Annotated in this window: 15 protein-coding genes; 8 read left to right on the top strand and 7 right to left on the bottom strand. The window is 72.2% G+C overall.

Annotated elements, in window-relative coordinates; all coding sequences use genetic code 11:
• Positions 1 to 43 precede the first annotated feature (43 nt).
• Entirely contained in the window at positions 44 to 3,745 is a 3,702-nt protein-coding gene (locus AMIS_RS19300; RefSeq protein ID WP_014444038.1) for a SpoIIE family protein phosphatase, read from the top strand.
• Between the two features lie 87 nt (positions 3,746 to 3,832).
• On the opposite strand, the gene AMIS_RS19295 is transcribed toward AMIS_RS19300, so the two are convergent.
• Together AMIS_RS19295 and AMIS_RS19290 are read right to left on the bottom strand one after the other, a co-directional pair.
• Positions 3,833 to 4,456, bottom strand: a complete 624-nt coding sequence (locus AMIS_RS19295; RefSeq protein ID WP_014444037.1) for a response regulator — start codon at positions 4,454 to 4,456, stop codon at positions 3,833 to 3,835.
• 17 nt (positions 4,457 to 4,473) lie between these two features.
• Complete coding sequence (locus AMIS_RS19290) at positions 4,474 to 6,594, bottom strand: sensor histidine kinase (RefSeq protein ID WP_014444036.1); 2,121 nt, start codon at positions 6,592 to 6,594, stop codon at positions 4,474 to 4,476.
• Between the two features lie 102 nt (positions 6,595 to 6,696).
• Between AMIS_RS19290 and AMIS_RS19285 the strand changes: the two genes are divergently transcribed.
• Together AMIS_RS19285 and AMIS_RS19280 are read left to right on the top strand one after the other, a co-directional pair.
• Positions 6,697 to 7,641 (top strand): CPBP family intramembrane glutamic endopeptidase, encoded by a 945-nt coding sequence (locus AMIS_RS19285; RefSeq protein WP_051042066.1) that lies wholly within the window; start codon positions 6,697 to 6,699, stop codon positions 7,639 to 7,641.
• Between the two features lie 129 nt (positions 7,642 to 7,770).
• The gene (locus AMIS_RS19280) at positions 7,771 to 9,342 is read left to right on the top strand and encodes an MFS transporter (RefSeq protein WP_014444034.1); all 1,572 of its coding nucleotides are present in this window, start codon (positions 7,771 to 7,773) and stop codon (positions 9,340 to 9,342) included.
• Positions 9,343 to 9,886: 544 nt separating this feature from the next.
• Here the strand turns inward: AMIS_RS19280 and AMIS_RS19275 are convergent.
• A complete protein-coding gene (locus tag AMIS_RS19275; protein ID WP_014444033.1) occupies positions 9,887 to 10,657 on the bottom strand; it encodes a hypothetical protein in 771 nt (256 codons plus the stop codon).
• A gap of 108 nt (positions 10,658 to 10,765) precedes the next feature.
• Between AMIS_RS19275 and AMIS_RS19270 the strand changes: the two genes are divergently transcribed.
• Positions 10,766 to 10,999: a hypothetical protein gene (locus AMIS_RS19270; RefSeq protein ID WP_014444032.1), complete on the top strand. Its 234-nt coding sequence runs from the start codon at positions 10,766 to 10,768 to the stop codon at positions 10,997 to 10,999.
• On the opposite strand, the gene AMIS_RS19265 is transcribed toward AMIS_RS19270, so the two are convergent.
• On the bottom strand, positions 10,940 to 12,226 hold the full coding sequence (locus AMIS_RS19265) for an MFS transporter (protein ID WP_014444031.1): 1,287 nt from the start codon (positions 12,224 to 12,226) through the stop codon (positions 10,940 to 10,942). The two genes, AMIS_RS19270 and AMIS_RS19265, sit on opposite strands and share 60 nt — an antisense overlap.
• 56 nt (positions 12,227 to 12,282) lie before the next feature.
• Here AMIS_RS19265 and AMIS_RS19260 point away from each other — a divergent pair, with 56 nt between their 5' ends.
• Positions 12,283 to 13,554: a serine hydrolase domain-containing protein gene (locus AMIS_RS19260; protein WP_014444030.1), complete on the top strand. Its 1,272-nt coding sequence runs from the start codon at positions 12,283 to 12,285 to the stop codon at positions 13,552 to 13,554.
• 100 nt (positions 13,555 to 13,654) lie between these two features.
• On the opposite strand, the gene AMIS_RS19255 is transcribed toward AMIS_RS19260, so the two are convergent.
• Both AMIS_RS19255 and AMIS_RS19250 read right to left on the bottom strand, forming a co-directional pair.
• Positions 13,655 to 14,122: a TIGR00725 family protein gene (locus tag AMIS_RS19255; RefSeq protein WP_014444029.1), complete on the bottom strand. Its 468-nt coding sequence runs from the start codon at positions 14,120 to 14,122 to the stop codon at positions 13,655 to 13,657.
• 23 nt (positions 14,123 to 14,145) lie between these two features.
• Positions 14,146 to 14,412, bottom strand: coding sequence for a DUF3040 domain-containing protein (locus AMIS_RS19250; RefSeq protein WP_014444028.1), 267 nt, complete (start codon positions 14,410 to 14,412; stop codon positions 14,146 to 14,148).
• 113 nt (positions 14,413 to 14,525) lie between these two features.
• On the opposite strand from AMIS_RS19250, the gene ctaD reads away from it, so the two are divergent.
• The 3 genes from ctaD to AMIS_RS19235 all read left to right on the top strand — a co-directional run bounded on the left by ctaD (position 14,526) and on the right by AMIS_RS19235 (position 18,120).
• Positions 14,526 to 16,277, top strand: coding sequence for an aa3-type cytochrome oxidase subunit I (gene ctaD / locus AMIS_RS19245; protein ID WP_014444027.1), 1,752 nt, complete (start codon positions 14,526 to 14,528; stop codon positions 16,275 to 16,277).
• 136 nt (positions 16,278 to 16,413) lie between these two features.
• Complete coding sequence (gene iolC / locus AMIS_RS19240) at positions 16,414 to 17,361, top strand: 5-dehydro-2-deoxygluconokinase (protein WP_014444026.1); 948 nt, start codon at positions 16,414 to 16,416, stop codon at positions 17,359 to 17,361.
• 207 nt (positions 17,362 to 17,568) lie between these two features.
• Complete coding sequence (locus AMIS_RS19235; protein WP_157434933.1) at positions 17,569 to 18,120, top strand: thymidine kinase; 552 nt, start codon at positions 17,569 to 17,571, stop codon at positions 18,118 to 18,120.
• A gap of 7 nt (positions 18,121 to 18,127) precedes the next feature.
• On the opposite strand, the gene AMIS_RS19230 is transcribed toward AMIS_RS19235, so the two are convergent.
• A complete protein-coding gene (locus AMIS_RS19230; RefSeq protein ID WP_014444024.1) occupies positions 18,128 to 18,880 on the bottom strand; it encodes an alpha/beta fold hydrolase in 753 nt (250 codons plus the stop codon).
• Positions 18,881 to 19,149 lie beyond the last annotated feature (269 nt).

Here is a 19,149-nt window from a genome sequence, read left to right as displayed (position 1 = left end):
GGTAACGGGCGGGGATGGGAATGGCACGACTTTGAGCGGTGAGATGACCCCGGCTGACGACGTGTTCGCCGGCGGCGGCGAGACCGGCCGCCTGATGGCGCGGATCGACTGGGCGGCGACGGATCTGGGGCCGATCGGACGCTGGCCGCAGAGCCTGCGGGCGGCTGTCCGGATCGTGCTCTCGTCGCGGTACCCGATGCTGCTGCTCTGGGGGCCGGACCTGGTCCAGCTCTACAACGACGCGTACTCGGGACTGATCGGCGACAAGCATCCGGCGGCGCTCGGCCGGGACGTGCGGGTGACCCTGGCCGAGGGCTGGGACGTGCTGCGGCCGCTGATCGAGGAGGCGATGGCCACCGGCGTGGCGAGCTGGGTGCCGGCGCTGCAGCTGCTGCTGGACCGCTCCGGGTACCGCGAGGAGGCGTATTTCAGCGTCTCGCACGCGCCGGCCCGCGACGACGACGGCGTCACGGTCGGTGTGCTGACCGTGTGCAGCGAGGTGACCGAGCAGGTCGTCGGTGAGCGCCGGCTGCGGCTGCTGCACGATCTCGCGCTGCCCGGCGGGGACGGGACGGCCGGCGTCGAGCAGACCTGCGCGCGGCTCGGCGAGGTGCTCGGCAGGCATCAGCTGGACGTTCCGTTCGCCGCGATCTACCTGCGGGACGGCGGTGTGCTGCGGCGGCAGACGCTGGTCGGCGCGGCCGCCGTGGACCTGCCGGCGCAGGTCGCGCTGGACGGCCAGGTCGCGCTGGACGGCCAGGTCGCGCTGAACGGCGATGCCGGCGATCCCTGGGGGCTGCGTGCCGCGGCCGGCGGGGAGATCACCGTGGTGGGAGACCTGGGCGACCGGCTCACGCTCACCGGTGGCGCCTTCGGCGATCCGGTACGGGCGTCGCTCGCTCAACCCCTGCCCGGTGGGGTGCTGCTCACCGGGGTCAGTCCGAGCCGGGCGCTCGACGACACGTACCGGTCGTTCCTGACTCTGCTGGCCCAGCAGATCGGGGTCGCCCTCCGCACCGCGCAGGCGTACCAGGAGGAACGTGACCGGGCGGCGGCGCTGGTCGAGCTGGACCGGGTGAAGACGGACTTCTTCACGAACGTGAGCCACGAGTTCCGTACCCCGCTGACGTTGATGCTCGGCCCCCTGGCCGACGCGCTCGCCGACCGCGACCAACCGCTCGGGCCCGCGCAGCGCGACCGCGTCGACACCGCCTGGCGCAGCGCCACCCGGCTGCTCTCCCTGGTCAACGAGCTGCTCACGTTCTCCAGCATCGGCTCGGGACGGTCCGGCACCCAGCCGCGCACGCTGGACCTGGCCCGGTACACCCGGGACCTGGCCGGCGTGTTCCGGGCGGCGATCGAGCGCACCGGTCTGCGCCTGGTGGTGGACTGCGCGGCGCTGCCCGGACCGGTCGCGGTGGACCCCGGCCACTGGGAGCGGATCGTCACGAACCTGCTCTCCAACGCCCTCAAGTTCACCTTCGTCGGCGAGATCCGGGTGACCCTGTCGTCGGACGCCACCGCGGTCCGGCTGTCCGTGGCGGACACCGGCATCGGCATCGACGCGGCCGAGCTGCCCCGCCTGTTCGACAGGTTCCACCGGATCCGCGGCGCGCGTTCGCGCAGCCACGAGGGCACCGGCATCGGCCTGGCCCTGGTCCGCGAGCTGACCCGGCTGGCCGGCGGCGACGTGGAGGTGACGAGCGCGCCCGGCGAGGGCACCACGTTCACCGTGGTGCTGCCGTGGAGCGCGGTGCGGCCGGCCGGCGCCCCGCCGCTGGAGCCCGCGCCGGAGCCGCTCGCCGCCGCGCGGGCCGCCGCCGTGGAGACCGCCGGCTGGCTGGCCGACGAGGGCGGCGACGACGACGTGACGCCGGCCGGTGGGATCCGGATCCTGGTCGCCGACGACAACAGCGACATGCGCGCCTACCTGTCCCGACTGCTGACCGCCGAGGGCTGGCAGGTGCTGACCGCCGCGGACGGCGAGGCCGCCCTGCGCGCGATCCGCCGGGACCGGCCGCATCTGCTGATCACCGACGTGATGATGCCGCGCCTGGACGGGTTCGCCCTGGTCCGCAAGCTGCGCGGGGACGAGGCGACTCGCGGCCTGCCGGTGGTGATGCTCTCCGCCCGGGCCGGTCAGGAGTCCGGGGTGGAGGGCCTGGCCGCGGGCGCGGACGACTACGTGGTCAAGCCGTTCCACGCCCAGGAGCTGATCGCCCGGATCCGTAACCTGCTGGAGATGGCGAGCGTCCGGGCCACGCACAGCCGGCAGATGACCGCGCTCGCCGACACGGCCGCCGTGATCGCGTCCGGCCGTGCCCTGGAGGAGGCGTTCCAGACCGCTACCGATCAGGCACGCGCGATGCTGGGCGGCCTGTCGGCGGTCACCGTGCTGCGGGGTGGCCGCCGCCGCCCGGAGCTGCGGTTCGCCGCCGCCGACGGCGACGACGACGAGGGCGCGCCGGGCGAGTCCGTCGAGGTCGAGATCACCGCCCACGAGGGTACGGTCCTGGGCACCATCACCGTGCGGATCGACCCGGCCAACCCGCCCAGTGAGCAGGCCCGCAGCATCCTCACCCCGCTGGCCGACATGCTGGCGTCGCTCACCCAGAGCAGCTGGCAGCTGGAGCACGAGCAGCAGATGACCGTCACGCTGCAGCAGGCCGTGCTGCCGGAGAGCGTGCCGGCCCTGGACGGGTGGGACGTGCACACCGCGTACCGGCCGGCGTCCGGCCGGGTCGGCGGCGACTGGTACGACGTGGCCGAGGCCGCCGACGGCTCGCTCGTGGTGAGCATCGGCGACGTGGCCGGGCACGGTCTCGGCGCGGCCGTCACCACCGGGCAGATCCGTAACGCGGTCCGGGCGTACCTGGTCGAGAACCCGGCGCCGGCGCACGTGATCGGACGGGTGGCCACGCTCGTGGGCCGCCTGCACACGCCGCTCTTCGCGACCCTGCTGGTGATCCGGATCGACCCGCGGACCGGCGCTTTCACGTGGTGCAGCGCCGGTCACCCGACACCTGTGGCCTCCGCGCCCGGCGCACCGACCAGCCAGCTCACCGGCCTGATCGGGCCGCCGCTCGGCCTCACCCGGGCCCACTACCGGCAGAACACCGGCAGCCTGGAACCCGGTGGTCAGTTGCTGCTCTTCACCGACGGGCTGGTGGAGGACTTCCCGAAGTCGATCGACGAGGGCCTCACCCGGCTGGGCGCGCGCGTGCATCGGGAGTTCACCGCGGGCACCCCGCTGACCGCTCTGGTCGACGCGGTGCTCGGCGACGTGCCGCGCCCGCAGCACGACGACATAGCGGTGGTGGTGATCCGCCGGGACCCGGTTGCCGCCGCGGGCGACGTCAGCCTGCCGGAGGTGGAGACCGCGTGGACCTACCCGCTGGGCCCGGGGGCGTCCGCCGCCGCCCGCCGGGACCTGCAGGCCGCGCTGCAGGGCGACGCCGTCGACGAGGACCTGCTCTACGACCTGCAGGTGGCCGCCACCGAGGCGATCAACAACGCGGTCGAGCACGCCCAGCGGCCGAGCCGCCCGGAGGTGCACCTGCGCCTGCGGGTCTCCGGCGGCCTGGTCCGGATCGAGGTCCAGGACTTCGGCGGCTGGCGGGCCCGCCCACCGGCCCGTGACCGGGGCCGGGGCGCGATCCTGATGAACGCGTACGGCGACGTCCGCGTCACCACGACCGCCACCGGAACCCTGGTCACCATCGAGCGCCGCTGGACCGCCGGCTGAGGAACCCGCTCGATTCTGTCCGGTCGACCGCGCTCACGGCCTGACAGCGGCGTCGCAAAGGCCGGACGCACGGCCCGGCGGGCGGGTTCAGCGGGGGCGGACCAGGCCTACGTCGTAGGCGACGATGGTGGCCTGCACCCGGTCGCGGACGCCGAGTTTCGCGAGCAGCGCGTTGACGTGGGTCTTGACCGTGCCGACGCCGATGCCGAGCTCCTCGCCGATCTCCGCGTTGGAGCGGCCCCGCGCGATGCCGGCCAGCACGTCCCGCTCCCGCGGGGTGAGGGCGCCGAGGCGCGGATCGGGTTCGGGCGTCTCGGCGACGGCGCCGGTGGCGAACGCGTCGATCAGCCGGCGGGTCACCGCCGGGCTCAGCATGGCCTCGCCCGCCGCGACGGTGCGGATCCCGGCGACCAGCTCGGCCGGCTCCGAGTCCTTCAGCAGGAAACCCGAGGCGCCGGCCCGCAGGGCCTGGAACACGTAGGCGTCCTGGTGGAACGTGGTGAGCACGAGCACCCGCGGCGGGTTCGGGCCGGCGGTCAGGCGCGCGGTGGCGGTCAGACCGTCCACGCCGGGCATCCGGACGTCCATCAGGATCACGTCCGGCGACAGGGCTGCGGCGAGGGCGACCCCGGCGGCGCCGTCACCGGCCTCCCCCACCACCTCCATGTCCGGTTGCGAGCCGACGATGGCGGCGAGACCGGCGCGGACCATCAGCTGGTCGTCGACGATCAGGACACGGATCGGAATGACGGCACCTCCACGTCATCGGGCTGCCGGCCGGCGTGGCCGGCTGCGGGCTGGTGGGCGGCGTGGCCGGCTGCGGGCCGGTGGGCGGCGTGGCCGGCTGCGGGCCGGTGGGCGGCGTGGCCGGCTGCGGGCCGGTGGGCGGCGTGGCCGGCTGCGGGCTGGTCGTCGCGGCGGGACGGGCCGGTCAGGCCGTCCAGCAGGGACCGCATCGCGGTGAGGGCGTGCCGGGCCGCGCCGAGCACCCCCGTGAGGTCGCCCCGTTCGGCTGCCTCCGGCAGGTCGGCGGCGTGCCGCAGCACCTCCGCGCGCAGCCCGTCGGCGATCCTGGCCCGCTCGGCTGCGGCCCGGGCCTCGGCGCCGGCCAGCACGGCCGCCACCCGGCCCTCCTCACGCTCGCGGCGGCCGTCCCGGCGGGCGCGGGCGGTGACGCCGGCCCACCACGACGCGTACGCCGCCGGGATCAGCACCACGCCGAACAGCACCGTGAAGACGCCGGTGAGCAGCACCGCCATCGGGACGCTCCCGGCTGTACCCGGCTCGAACCCCATGGTCGCCGCCAGCGCGAGCGCCGGGGAGAGCGTCACCAGCGGGGCGGGCCAGGTGCGGCGCGGCGGTCCGGCGAAGCTGCCGGCGGCATGCACCGCGACCAGCTCGGACAGCGTGCCGAACAGGAACAGCCAGCCCGCGTCGGCCGGCGCCACCCGGGTCAGGCACAGCAGCGGGCCGATCCAGCCGGTCGCCGCCACCACGGCCAGTACCGGCCAGGGATGCCGCCGCCGCCACCAGAGCGGCGCCGCGTGCACGATCATCGCGGCGGTCACCGCCCACCAGGCCGCCGTGGTCAGTTCGGCCGAGCCGAGACCGGCCAGCGGCAGGGCCAGGACCAGCAGGATCAGGCAGAAGTCAAGCACCGCGCGACTCCCCGCCCACCGGCGCAGACGGCGTCCCGCGCCGCCGGGAGCGGTCTGCGGCACCAGCGCCCGCACAACCCAACCTCCCTGGGTACGGGGACCGGCCTCCACCGTCCCACCGAGGGCGCCTGCCCGTTCCCGCATGCCGGTGACGCCCCGGCCGCCGCCGAGCCCGGTCGCCGCGGCCGTTCCCGGGTCCCCGCCGTGATCCTCGACGACCAGTTCCGCGCCGCTCACCCCGTACCGGAAAAGAAGCGTGACCGCACCGCCCGGCGCATATCGCAGGGTGTTGGTGAGCGCCTCGCGCGCGATGCCGTGGATCGCCTCGGCGATCGCCGGAGCCGGCTCACCGTCCGGGAGGCTGAGGGTGACCCGCTGGCCGAGCGTGCCGAAGTCCTCAGCGAGCGCCGCCAGCGACGGGACCTCCTCGGCGCGCGGCTCGTCCAGCGGCATGATCGCGACCAGCCGGCGCAGCGCGGCCAGGGTGTCCCGCCCGGTGCGCGCGGCGAAGGCGAGCGCCTCGGCCCGCAGCTCCGGGCGGCTGTCGCCGAGCAGCTGCGCGGCCTGCGCGTTGACCACCACGGATGTCAGGTGATGGGCGGTCACGTCGTGCAGCTCCCGGGCGAGACGGCGACGTTCCGCGTCGGCGGCCTCGGCGTGCGCCTTACGGGCCGCCTCGAGACGGCGGGCGGCGGCGGCACGCTCGGCGTTCCACCGGGCGCGGGCCCGGCCGAGCGCGGCGGCGACCACGTAGACGGCCGTGAGCAGCACCACGTCGGTCACCGCGAATCCGTCGGTGACGGTGGTCAGCGCCGTCTGCCAGAGCACCACGCCGCCGAGGGGCACGAGCACGGTCCGCGCCGGGCGGTGCACGGCCACCGAGTAGAGCGCCACCAGGTCGGTGAGGGCCAGGACCAGGATCGCGTCGCCGGGCACCAGAACGTACTGGCCGGCCGGCACCGCGAGGGTGGCGGCGGTGATCGCGGCGGCCACGACGACGAGGGCGTGCACCGGACGGCGGCGGCGCTGGGTGAGGCCGGCGGCGGCGGCGAGTGTCGCGAGGACGACCACGACCGCGGCGCCCGGCGCGACGCCGGTGCCGGCCGCGACGTCGCCGGCGTCCCGGACCAGCGGCAGGATCGGCCAGAGGAGGAGCTGGGCGGCGGCGAGCAGGGCGGGCAGGATGAACATGGTGGCCTCACAGTAGAGGCCATATCTCTATCCATGGTTAGGGGCCGGTTTCCGACCCCGGCCGGATGTCCGGGGAGGTCCCCGCCGGACAGGATGTCGGCCATGACTTCCTATCATCACCTGGCCCGGCCGGCCGCCTGGTGGCGCACGCTGCTCGGCACCCTGTTCATCGTCGTCACCGGGACGGTGCTCGGGATCGGCGGGTTCCTGGTGGTCACGCTCGCGGCTGCGATCGCGGGGCGGCCGGAGGGGGCCGACGGCTACCCCAGCTTCGGGCCGCTCATCGATCTGGCCATGCTCTTCCTGGCGATCGCCGCCTTCCTGCCCGTGACGCTGCTGGCGGCCCGGTGGATCCAGCGCCGGCCGGCCGGCACGCTCTCCTCGGTCGCGGGGCGGCTGCGGGTCCAATGGCTGCTGATCTGTCTCGGGGTGGCGGCCGTCGGGGTCCTGCTGGTCGCCGTCATCACCTCGTTGCCCACTTCGCTTCCCGGCGCTGAACCGGTCGCCGCTGAGGCGTCGTTCGCCGGCTGGGGACCGTTCCTGACCGGGCTCGTCGTGCTGGTCGCGGTGGTGCCGATACAGGCCGCGGCCGAGGAGTACGTGACCCGCGGCTGGCTGCTGCAGGGCATCGGCACGTGGCTGCGCAGCCCGTGGGTTCCGATCCTGGCGCAGGCGGTGGTGTTCGCGGCGCTGCACGGCTGGGGTACGCCGTGGGGGTTCGCCGACCTGCTCGTCTTCGGCGTGGTGCTGGGCTGGGTGACGGTTCGCACCGGTGGGCTGGAGGCCGCCATCGCGCTGCACGTCTGCAACAACCTGATCGGCAGCGTGGTCGCGGCGGCCCACGGCGAGCTGACCGTCGACGAGACGGCTGCCGACCTGGGATGGGCCATGGCGGCGACGGACATCGTGATGATCCTGGGTTACGCGGTGGTGGTGCTCTGGCTGGCCCGGCGGCGTGAGGCCGCCGGTGCGGAGCCGGTGGCGACCACGGAGGCGGTGGCGACCACGGAGGCCGCCGCTGAGCCGGCGGTCGCGCTGCGGCCGTGAGCGGGCATGGGTGGTCGCGGCCGGAGGGGGCGGGAAGGCTCATGTGCGGTTGTGGGCGGTTGTCGCGCGTACCCGATAAAAGGCGCAGGCGGGCCGATTAGCGTGACCCAGCGGTGGTAGCCATGGGGAGTGACGACCGAAACGGCATGGGCGCCGCTGCGTGTGACAGCCTTCCGGAGCCTGTGGCTTGCGCTGCTGGCGAGCAACATCGGCACCTGGATGCAGACCGTCGGCGCCCAGTGGCTGCTCGTCGAGGAGTCCGGAAGTGACACCCTCGTCGCGGTGGTGCAGACCGCCAGCACCCTCCCGATCGTGCTGCTCGCGCTGCCGGCCGGGGCGCTCGCCGACACGTTCGACCGGCGGCGGCTGCTGCTCGGGGTGCAGATGTTCCTCACCGCCGTGGGTGTGCTGCTCACCGCCCTGACCGTTACCGATCACATGCCGCCGGAGCTGTTGCTCACCCTCACGTTCGTGCTCGGCGCAGGGCAGGCGGTGACCGCGCCGACCTGGCAGTCGGTCATCCCCGAGCTGGTGCCACGCCCGCAGCTCCCGCAGGCGTCCGCGCTCGGCGCGATCAGCATGAACCTGGCCCGCGCCGTCGGACCGGCCATCGCCGGCCTGCTCATCGCCCGGGCCGGCACCGGCGTGGTCTTCGGGCTGAACACCCTCTCGTTCGCCGTGTTCGCCCTGGTGCTGTTCCGCTGGCGGCCGGCGACGACGGGCAACGGCGACGCCCCGGAACGGTTCGCCGCGGCCGTGCGGTCCGGCAGCCGGTACGTCCGCCACTCCCCCGTCGTGCGGCGCATCCTGCTGCGCGCCGGACTGTTTCTGATCCCCGGGAGCGCGCTCTGGGCACTGCTGCCGCTGGTCGCCAGCCGGCGTCTCGGTCTCGGCTCGGGCGGGTACGGCGTGCTGCTCGCCGCCGTCGGCATCGGTGCGGTGTTCGGGGCGTTGCTGCTGCCCCGGCTGCGGGCGCGGTGGTCACTGAACCGGCTGCTGCTGATCGCCGGCGTCACGTTCACCATCGTGCTGTTGCTGCTGGTGGCGGTGCCGTCGGAGGCTGCCGTGGTGGTGGTTCTGCTGCCCGCCGGCGTCGCGTGGGTGATGGTCCTGTCGAGTGTGAACGCGTCGATGCAGCTGTTCCTGCCGAACTGGGTGCGTGCCCGGGGCCTGGCCGTATACCAGATCGTCTTCGCCGGGGCGCAGGCCGCGGGGGCGCTGGTCTGGGGTGTGCTGTCCGATCTGTGGGGCCTGGGCCCGACCCATGTGATAGCCGCCGGGCTGATGCTGGCCGGGACGGTGACCCTGCGGTGGTGGCCGTTGCGGGACACCAGCGGGATGAACCGCGACCCCGCCGTGTTCTGGCCCGAACCACACCTGACGCTTGACCCGTCGGACCGGGACGGGCCGGTTCTGATCACGGCCCGCTATGCGGTGGCGGATGCTCGGGCGGAGGCCTTCGTGGAGGCGATGGAGAGGGTACGGCTGAGCCGGTTACGTACCGGGGCGGTGCGGTGGGGGTTGTTCCGGGACGGGGAGGCGCCGGGGGTGTTCGTGGAGGCCTATGTGGTGCCCAGCTGGGGGGAGCACGTGCGGCAGCATGAGGGGCGGCTGACCGGGTCTGATCAGGAGGCTGAGGAGCGGGCGGTGGGGTTGGCGGAGGGGCCGGCTGAGGTGAGTCATCTGTTGTCGGCGCGGTGAGGGGCCGGCGGGGCGGTGGGCGGTGCGCGGCGGGCGGTGCGCGGCGGGCGGTAGGCGGCGGGCGTGGCCGGGGCACACGGTGACCGCTCAACCCCGGAGGGCGCGGGCACACGGTGACCGCTCAACCCCGGAGGGCGCGGGCACACGGTGACCGCTCGGCGCGGCGATTGAGCATCTCGGCAACGCCGGCTCGCGTGATCAAACCCGCCGGGCCGACACTGTGAGCCGGCCGGTCCGGCTGGTTCACAGTGCTGTTCGAGCTGCTGCTGGGAACCGCGAAACGCCGCTCGTGGACCGCGAAACTCCGCTCGGGACCTTGAAATGCCACTGCACGGCATTGACCCGCGGCCGGGACGGCAGCACACGGACGGCTGGCACGGCGTGGACAGGAGCACACCTTTCGCTTGCGTGTGCTCGGGTACCGGCTATGGCGTAGGTCAGGGTCCACGATGACGTTACGTGTGCTTCTATCCCGCTGAGCCGCTGCCGACCGCGCTGAGGACCAGCTGGGCCGGCTAAACGAGCCAGGCCAGCTGGTTCGGCTTCACACGCGCTTACGGGGTCGCGCCTCGGAGGCCGCCTGGCGCCGCCACTCGACCACTCCCCGGGTCAGCAGCAGCGCCACCCCGACCAGCGGGTACAACGCGAGCGGCATCAACGTGTAAGGCAACCCCGCCCACACCACCGGAAACCCGCTGGTCCCGAACACCGCGAGCACCGTGCCGGCCACCGCCGTCGTCACCATCACGGTGCTCCACGACAGCAACACCATCGCGCCGACCACGACGAACGACCACGTCAGCCCGAGAGGCCGGCGTCCAAGCCAGGCACCGGCCACCGCCCCCACCACCCAGAACCCGAGCGTCAGCAGAACCCCGGACAGCGGGGCCGCCCGCTCCACCCGAACCTCACCGAACTCCTCCATCGAGTTCGCATCGGTCACGGCGCTGAGACGCCAGCCACCCCGGGCCGCCGTCCCGTCATCACCGACCCGCCAGCCACGCTCCCGCAGCTCAGCCAGCAGCGGCGCCACATCGATCAGCGGCTCCGAGGCCTGGAACCGCACGTACCCGTACCCGATGTCCTCGCTCGTGTCGATGAGCCCGTCCACCGGGGTGGGCCCGCCGTACGCCGAATCCGTGGTCACCGCCTCGTCCCGATGGACCTGCCCGGCCACGCCGAGAACCGCCACGATGGACCGCATCTGGTCGTCGGTCGGCAGTTCCCCGTCGGCCCGCCAGCCCAGCCACGATCCGGCGACGCCGAAGAACGCCGCCACGGTCAGCCCACAGATCAGCATGTGCAGTCGACGCATCGGCGCATCGTAAAGCGTGCGGTGCGATGCGACAGCAACCCCAACGATGCATTGACAGTGGTAAGCCGAGGGCGCGAGGCTGGTGACCGACTTTCCGGGGAGGCGCGGATGGGCGGCTTCATCCTCGGTGTGGCCATCGCGCTCTTCATCGGGATGCGGCTGGCCCGCCTGATCGACGGCAGCAAGGGTGCGAAAGCGGGCTACAAGAAGGCCAACACGGATCTGCCCGGCGCGCGGAAGAAGGCGCGCGGCGCGTCCTTCGCGCTGTTCCGCTTCGTCGCCCTACTGGTGCTGATCGGCGCCGCGGTGCTCTACGGCTGGATCCAGCAGAACAGCGCCTGACCGGCCGTCCTGAGCGATCGTCAGCAGCCGGCGCAGGGACAGGGCGAGCACCGACGCGAGCAGGCAGCCGATCACCATGGCGACCACCCAGAGCGTGCCGAGACCGGCGCCGATCAGCGGGCCGGCGGTCACCGGGCCGAGCACCGAGGCGATGCCCATCAGCATGGTGATCGAGGAGTTGTACCGCGCTCGCAGGTCGTCGGTGGCGAGCAGGTTCGTCACGGCCGGCATGACCGGTTGCAGCAGCGTCTCGCCGCAGGCGAAAACGGTCGCGCAGCCGATCACGCAGAGCGCGGCGGCCACGGATCCGTCGCCGGCCAGCCCGCCCGCGCCGAGGATCAGCCAGGATGCCGCGAAGACGGCGCCGACCAGGGCCAGGGCACCGGTCCGGCTGCGTCCTTCGAGGCGTTTCACGACCAGTAGCTGTGCTGCCACGATGGTCACCGTGTTGGCGGCGAGGGCCCACGCCACGACTCTCGGGGGCACTTCGGCCACCCGTACCGCATAGGCGGCGAAGCCGACCTCGATCTGGGCGTAGCCGCAGGTGGAGAGGAAGAGCGCGAACAGCAGGAGGCGCCGGAACGGCCGGTTGCGCAGCACCGTCAGGTAGCCACCGCGCGGCCCGGACTCGGCGCGTGGCGGTGGCGCGTGCCCGACGCCGCGCATCGCCAGCAGGATCGCGAACGGGATCAGGAACGTCACCGCGTCGGCGAGATAGACGATCTGGAACGTGACCGGCCGGGACGAGTCGACCACCGCGCCGGCGATCAGGCCGCCGATGCCGATCCCCAGGTTGAGCAGCGCGAACTGCAGACCGAACGTGCGCTGACGTTCCGGTTCACGGGTCAGCGAGGCGAGCAGGGTGGCGCCGCCGGGCCAGGTCGGCGCGCCACCGGCCGCCATCACGGCGAGCGCGGCGAGGATCGCGGCCGGGTGGTGCACGAGCGCCAGCACGGTGGATCCGGCGGCCTGCGCGAGGTATCCGGGGAGCATCACGCGCCGGGTGCCGAACCGGTCCATCAGGGTGCCGCCGATCGGCGAGCAGATCAGCAGCACCGCGCCGAACCAGCCGACCGCGAGGCCGGCCGCGGCGTCGCTGAACCCGCGCACCTCGGTCAGATAGATGAACAGGAACGGCAGGGTAAGGCCACGCCCGAGGGACGACACCAGGACGCCGGCCAGAAGCCAGCGCGCTTCACGGCGCTCGGGCAGGATTTCGCGGAGCATGGGCGGGATTCTGCCGGAAAGGTAGGACTATTGGCGCGACAATTATCGATGGCGCTATGGCAGTATCGGTCAGCGTGCCGATGAGTCGCCGAGGGGCCCTGGGTGTCGCCGCCACCGCGCTGCTGGCCGGATGCGCCAAGCCGTCGTCCGAGGCGCGGGCCATTCCGAACATTTCCGAAATTCCGGAAGTGCCGCAGTCATTCAGCGTAGTGCCGGCCTTCGACCCCGCACCCCTCAAGAACGTGCTCACCAAATACCTGAAACCCACCAAGGCCAACCCGAGACATCCCACGTACGCCGGAGCTGTCGCGGTCGTCCTGCGCGACGGCAGGGTGGCCGCGAAGATCGCCGTCGGGCATGCCCTGCGCTACCAGGCCGGCCCGGTCGAGCTCCCGGCCGCCAAACGGGTGGCGATGCGCACCGATTCGATCTTCGACCTCGCGTCGCTCACCAAGGTCTACACCGCGATCCTGCTGCTGCAGCAGGTCGAGCGCGGCGCCGTCGACCTCGACACCCCGGTCGTGCGCTACCTTCCGGCCTTCACCGGCAAGGGCAAGAACACGATTACGGTACGGATGTTGCTCACTCACACGAGTGGCCTGCCGGTCGGGGCGAACGTGAAGAACGTGCTGGGCACCCCGCTGCTCGCGGGCGCCGTCCCCGGCACGACGTTCCGCTACTCCAGCACCGGGCTCATGGTGGCCGCCGAGATCGTCGAGAAGGTCACCGGCAAGAACCTCGCCGTCGCCCTCAAGACCGGCGTCACCGGCCCCCTCGGGCTGACCACCACCGGCTTCACCCCGCTGAAATGGCTGTCCAAAGCTGATCAGGCCAAGCGCCTGGTCGCCACCGACGCCCGCAGCTCGCGGGGACTGCTGCGCGGCATCGTGCACGACGACGTCGCCGCGAAGCTGGGCGGCGTGATCGGCAGCGCCGGTGTCTTCGGCACCGCCCACGAGGTGGCCGTGATCGGACAGCTGCTGCTGGGCGGCGGCGTCTACAACGGCAAGCGGATCCTCGCCGCGGCGACCGTGAAGCAGATGCTGACCAACCAGAACAAGGGCAAGCCCGCGATCGACCCGGAACGCCCCGGCCGCCCGTCCGACCACGGCCTCGGTGTCACGCTGCGCCAGCCGTGGTTCATGGGCAGGCTCTCCTCGGCGGCCACGTTCGGCCACACCGGTTTCACCGGAACCTCGCTGCTGGTCCATCCGGGGCACAAGCTGGTGCTGGCGCTGCTGACGAACCGCGCCCACCCGAACTGGAGCTGGGCCGACCCGGACCCGATGCGCGCCGAGGTGGCGAACGCGGTGGCCGCCCAGCTCTGAGGCAGCCCCGCACGGCCCGGAAAGGCGTACGGGAAAGGGCGCGGAGGCGTACGGGAAAGGGCGCGGAAGGCGCGCGGAAAAGGCGCGCCGGCGAGGGCGGTCACCCCAGGGCCGCCGCCACCGCTTCCTCCGGCGTCGCGACGTGCCGCACGCCCGGCACGTCACCGCCGCCCGCACCCACCACACGCCAGCCGCCGAGGGCCACCACCGGGATCCCACCCCGCCGCATGGCGAGAGCGACCTCGCTGAGCGTCCCCCACGAACCACCCACGCTGATCACCGCATCGGCGCTCCGCACGATCACCGCGTTGCGCGCCTCGCCCATCCCGGTCACGATCGTCGCGGACAGGTCCGGCGAGGCGCCCTCCCGGCTGTCACCGGGCCACACCCCGATCACCAGCCCACCCGCGGCCCGCGCGCCGGCGGCCACCGCGGTCATCACCCCGCCGCCGCCACCGCAGATCACCACGGCCCCGCGGGCGGCGAGCAGCTCACCCACCCGCCGGGCCGCCGCGGCGTCCTCGTCGGAGCACTCCCCGGGCCCGCAGACAGCCACCTGAACGGTCACACCGCCATGCTGCCAGGCGGCCGTCAGCCGCCGCGCCGGTGGCGCAGCACCAGGACCACCACGGCGGTGACCGCGGCCAGGTCGGCGACGATCAGGGCCGCGGTCGGGCCGAGGAACAGCCCGACGAACGGCATCGTCAGGAACACCACGACGCCGAGCACCGACAGGATCGGGAACGGGCGGCCGGGTGTCGCCGGTGGCGCGGTCATCCGTGCGGCGAAGGCCGGGTCGCCGGCAGCCAGGTGCTGCTCGATCTCCGCGAGCGCGCGGCGGTCCTTCTCCTCCAGCATGGCTCTAGCCCTACCATCGCAAGCCCGGAAATGTGGGTGATGCGCTGATCTAGCACGAAATACGGTTTTTGAAGCCTATAACAGGGGGTGAGCAACTGATCTGAGGAGCCTGCATGACCACCGTCGCCCCGAGGCCGAGCGTTACCCGGCCCCACCCGGTCCGCCGGCAGGTGAAGGGTTCGGCACTGACCCGGATCCTGCGCACCACCGACGCGAAGCAAATCGGGATCATGTACATGATCACGTCGATCATCTTCTACATGGTCGGCGGGCTGATGGCCCTGCTGATGCGGGCGGAACTGGCCCGCCCCGGCATGCAGATTCTCTCGCCGGAGCAGTTCAACCAGCTGTTCACCATGCACGGCACCGCCATGCTGCTGTTCTTCGCGACACCCATCGTGTTCGCGTTCGCCAACTACGTGGTGCCGATCCAGATCGGCGCGCCGGACGTGGCGTTCCCCCGGCTGAACGCGTTCGCGTACTGGCTCTACCTGTTCGGCACGCTGACCGCGATGAGCGGCTTCATCCTGCCGGGCGGGGCCGCCGACTTCGGCTGGTTCGCGTACACGCCGCTGAGCGACTCGCTGCACTCCCCCGGCATCGGCGGCAACGCCTGGGTGGTCGGCCTGGCGATCGGTGGTCTCGGCTCGATCCTCGGCGCGGTCAACCTGATCACCACGATCCTGACCCTGCGCGCGCCCGGCATGACCATGTTCCGGATGCCGATCCTGACCTGGAACATGCTCGTCACCAGCCTCCTGGTGATCCTGATCTTCCCGTTCCTGGCGGCCGCGCTCTTCGCCCTCGCCGCCGACCGGGTGGTCGGGGCGCACGTCTTCGACGTGGAGACCGGCGGGCCGATGCTCTGGCAGCACCTCTTCTGGTTCTTCGGCCATCCCGAGGTGTACGTCATCGCACTCCCGTTCTTCGGCATCATCACCGAGGTCGTCCCGGTCTTCAGCCGCAAGCCGGTCTTCGGCTACAAGGGGCTGGTCGCCGCGACCATGCTGATCGGCGCGCTGTCGATGAGCGTCTGGGCGCACCACATGTTCGCCACCGGCCAGGTGCTGCTGCCGTTCTTCAGCTTCCTCAGCTTCATGATCGCCGTACCCACCGGCATGAAGTTCTTCGTCTGGATCGGGACCATGTGGCGCGGCCAGATCAGCTTCGAGTCACCGATGCTGTGGGCGGCCGGCTTCATGGTGACGTTCCTGTTCGGTGGTCTCTCCGGTGTGCTGCTCGCCGCGCCGCCGATCGACTTCCACGTCTCCGACTCGTACTTCGTGATCGCGCACTTCCACTACGTGCTCTTCGGCACGATCGTGTTCGCGGTCTTCTCCGGCATCTACTTCTGGTTCCCGAAGATGTTCGGCCGCTACCTGGACGAGCGCCTCGCCAAGATTCACTTCTGGCTCACGATGATCGGCTTCCACAGCACGTTCCTGGTCCAGCACTGGCTCGGCACCGAGGGCATGCCCCGCCGGTACGCCGACTACCTGCCCAGTGATGGATTCACGTTCCTGAACACGTTCTCCTCGATCGGCTCCTTCGTGCTGGGCATCGCCACGCTGCCGTTCGTCTACAACGTCTGGAAGTCCTACAAGGTCGGCGTGGTCGTGACCGCGAACGACCCGTGGGGCCACGGCAACTCCCTGGAGTGGGCCACCACCACTCCCCCGCCGCTGCGCAACTTCGACCGGATGCCGCGGATCCGCTCCGAGCGCCCCGCCTTCGACGAGAAGTTCCCGCACCTGGCGGCCGGCGAGCAGTCCCTGGCCGGTCCGCCCGAGGGCGGCGCCCGCCCGCTGGGCAGGGAGTCCGACGGCGGCGCCACGTACAAGGAAGATCTGAGCAAGGACCACTGACGACCGCCGGCGCCGCCCGTAACGCCGAGGCCGAGAAGTGGGCGGACCTGAGCCGCTCGACCGACTTCGCCGCGTGAGGGGTACTAACGATCACCACGTCGTGTGCTTCGTTGAGAGTCACGTGCTTCCATGAGGGATGGCCGCTGACGAGGTGCTGACGATCGGGCGGCTCGGGGTGGATCTCTATCCCGAGCAGGTGGGGGTGCCACTGCGGTCGGTCCGGACGTTCGCGAAGTTCCTGGGCGGCAGCCCGGCCAACGTGGCCGTGGCTGCCGCCCGTTTCGGTCGCCGGGCCGCGATCATCAGCCGGACCGGCGCGGACGCGTTCGGTGAGTACCTGCACGAGGCGTTGCGGGACTTCGAGGTGTCCGACCGGTTCGTCACGGCCGTGCCCGGCCTGCCGACGCCGCTCACGTTCTGTGAGATCTTCCCGCCGGACGACTTCCCGCTGGTGTTCTACCGCTACCCGAAGGCGCCCGACCTGGAGATCCACGCCGAGGAGCTGGATCTCGCGGCGATCCGGGCCGCGGGCGTCTTCTGGGTCACCGGGACCGGCCTGTCGCAGGAACCGTCCCGCTCCGCCACCGAACACGCGCTCCGGGCCCGGGCGAAGGCCGGCGTGACCGTTTTCGACCTCGACTATCGGCCGATGTTCTGGCCGTCCCGCGACGAGGCCCGGCGCCGGTACGCCGAGGCGCTCCCGTATGCCACGGTCGCGGTCGGCAACCTGGACGAGTGCCGGACGGCCGTCGGCGCCGGCTCCCCGGACGCGGCGATCACGGCGCTGCACGCCGCCGGGGTGGACCTGGCGGTGGTCAAGCTCGGCCCGGACGGCGTGGTCGCCTCCCGGCGGTCCAGCGGGGAGCGGGTGCGGGTCCCACCCGTACCCGTGAAGGTCGTCAATGGGCTCGGAGCCGGTGACGCGTTCGGCGGCGCGCTCTGCCACGGCCTGCTCGCCGGGTGGGACCTGGAGTCGATCATGCGGTTCGGCAACGCCGCCGGCGCCCTGGTCGCCTCCCGGCTGGCCTGCGCCGACGCCATGCCCACCGAGGCCGAGGTCCGGCAGGTGCTGTCCGGCGCCTGACCGGAGGCGAGCCCGAGCGCGGTGCGATGCACCGGCGACAACCCTTCCCGGTACGCCGGGGCGTTGCTCCGCGCGTACCCCCGCAATCGGGTTTTCCCGATCCCGGCCGGGTCGCACAGGATCAGCGCCCGCCGCTAGCAGATGAACCCCGCGTGGCGGGCAGGGGGTGGCGGCCGGGCGGTGATCCGCTGGTGGCACGGTTTCGCCATGGACCTCACCGTGATCGTCGGCCCGATGAAGGGCGGCAAGTCCCTCGAGATGATCAGCCTGCTGTCGCCGCTGCAGCACGCCGGGATCCCGCACCGGATCTACCAGTCGGCGCGGCACGGCCGGGACACCCTGGTCACGTCGCGGTCCGGCGGCAGCCTGCAGACGGTGAAGGTCCACTCGCTGGCCGGCGCGGCCACCGGGGACGTCGAGTGGATCGGCGTCGACGAGATCCACATGTTCACGGTCGACGACATCGCCGAACTCGGCGTCGCGGTGCGCGCCGGGATCAAGGTGGTCGTCGCCGGGATCGACCTGGACCATCGGGGGCAGCTGTTCGCGCCGGTCCGGGCGCTGTTCGAGCTGGCGCCGGAGAAGGTGATCTACCGCCGGGCGGTGTGTGACGTCTGCCGCTCGCTGGACGCCACGCACACGCAGGTCCTCGAACACGGGAAGCCGTTCATCCGGGAGCTCGCGCCGTCGACCGCGCTGCCGGACGACGGCACCTACACCTACGAGGCGCGCTGCCGCCGCTGCGTCGTCCTGCCCTGACCGATTCTCATAAGAGCTTGGCGACCTCTTCCGGGTACGCCAGGTGCGGGAAGTGCCCGCCCTCCATCACGATGACGTCGACGTCCGGCAGCAGGCCGCGCAGCCACTGCTCGTACTCCGGAGCGGGCTGCCGGGCGGTCACCCAGCGATAGCCGACCTGCTTGTCCGCGAGGGCGGTCAGGTCCTTGCGGCGCTGCTCCTCGATCTCCTCGTCGCTGCTGCGCAGGATCTCCTCCCAGTACCCGAGCAGCAGGTCGGCGCGGGGCCGGGAGGTGCGCTCGACGAGGGACCAGGCGGCGGTGGGCAGCGCCTCGACGCCCATCCCGTCGAGCAGACCCTCCCAGACGGCACGCCAGCCGGGGCCGCGCAGCGTGGACTCGGCGTCCCGGATCACCCGGCCGAACGGGCCGGGCAGCAGGGGCTGGTCCAGGTTGACGACGCCACGGGCGGGGAACCGGGCGGCATACGTCGTCGCGATCAGTCCGCCGATCGAGTGACCGACGATGATCGGCGCGTCGAGTCCCGCCGCGTCGACCGCCCGCTGGATGAGGTCGACGACCACGGGCATCCGGTACGACTTCTGACTCGGCGACTGCCCGTGCCCCGGCAGATCGAGCGTGAGAACGCGGCGGCCCGGCAGCTCGGCGAGCAGCGGCGCCCACTGGCGGCGGTCGAAGGTCAGCCCGTGCAGCAGGAGCAGTGGCGGCTGGTCACTCGACGCCCCGCTCAACGTACCCGCCAATTCCTCAAAAATCGCCATTTTTCCGCTCCTACCGCTTAATCGGCATCGATATCCGTCCGCTGGAGACGACGCTGACGAAAGCGGAAAGTTCGTTGTGATCGGCAACACCGAGGCGACACCGGCCTTGACCGCCCGTATCCGACCCTGGCGCGACCACCCTAAACCCTCGCGATCGTCGATGACAGCCCAACGATCGGAGGACTGAAATGATCACTCAAGAGCGGTTGTCCGGCGGCGGTCTCCGCTTCTGCGCACGCTACCGTCCCCCAGTCGATATACCCCTGACG

Origin of the sequence: Actinoplanes missouriensis 431 (assembly GCF_000284295.1) — a bacterium.
GTDB classification, from domain to species: domain Bacteria; phylum Actinomycetota; class Actinomycetes; order Mycobacteriales; family Micromonosporaceae; genus Actinoplanes; species Actinoplanes missouriensis.
Note: the sequence above shows the minus strand (reverse complement) of the source record. Positions and strands in the feature narration are given on the sequence as shown.

Bases quoted from the DNA above. Each gene is read 5' to 3' on its own strand.
- AMIS_RS19300 (WP_014444038.1), top strand. From the start codon at position 44: ATGACCCCGGCTGACGACGTGTTCGCCGGCGGCGGCGAGACCGGCCGC.
- AMIS_RS19295 (WP_014444037.1), bottom strand. From the start codon at position 4,456: ATGGTCCGCGCCGGTCTCGCCGCCATCGTCGGCTCGCAACCGGACATG.
- AMIS_RS19290 (WP_014444036.1), bottom strand. From the start codon at position 6,594: ATGTTCATCCTGCCCGCCCTGCTCGCCGCCGCCCAGCTCCTCCTCTGG.
- AMIS_RS19285 (WP_051042066.1), top strand. From the start codon at position 6,697: ATGACTTCCTATCATCACCTGGCCCGGCCGGCCGCCTGGTGGCGCACG.
- AMIS_RS19275 (WP_014444033.1), bottom strand. From the start codon at position 10,657: ATGCGTCGACTGCACATGCTGATCTGTGGGCTGACCGTGGCGGCGTTC.
- AMIS_RS19270 (WP_014444032.1), top strand. From the start codon at position 10,766: ATGGGCGGCTTCATCCTCGGTGTGGCCATCGCGCTCTTCATCGGGATG.
- AMIS_RS19265 (WP_014444031.1), bottom strand. From the start codon at position 12,226: ATGCTCCGCGAAATCCTGCCCGAGCGCCGTGAAGCGCGCTGGCTTCTG.
- AMIS_RS19260 (WP_014444030.1), top strand. From the start codon at position 12,283: ATGGCAGTATCGGTCAGCGTGCCGATGAGTCGCCGAGGGGCCCTGGGT.
- AMIS_RS19250 (WP_014444028.1), bottom strand. From the start codon at position 14,412: ATGCTGGAGGAGAAGGACCGCCGCGCGCTCGCGGAGATCGAGCAGCAC.
- ctaD (WP_014444027.1), top strand. From the start codon at position 14,526: ATGACCACCGTCGCCCCGAGGCCGAGCGTTACCCGGCCCCACCCGGTC.
- iolC (WP_014444026.1), top strand. From the start codon at position 16,414: ATGGCCGCTGACGAGGTGCTGACGATCGGGCGGCTCGGGGTGGATCTC.
- AMIS_RS19235 (WP_157434933.1), top strand. From the start codon at position 17,569: ATGGACCTCACCGTGATCGTCGGCCCGATGAAGGGCGGCAAGTCCCTC.
- AMIS_RS19230 (WP_014444024.1), bottom strand. From the start codon at position 18,880: ATGGCGATTTTTGAGGAATTGGCGGGTACGTTGAGCGGGGCGTCGAGT.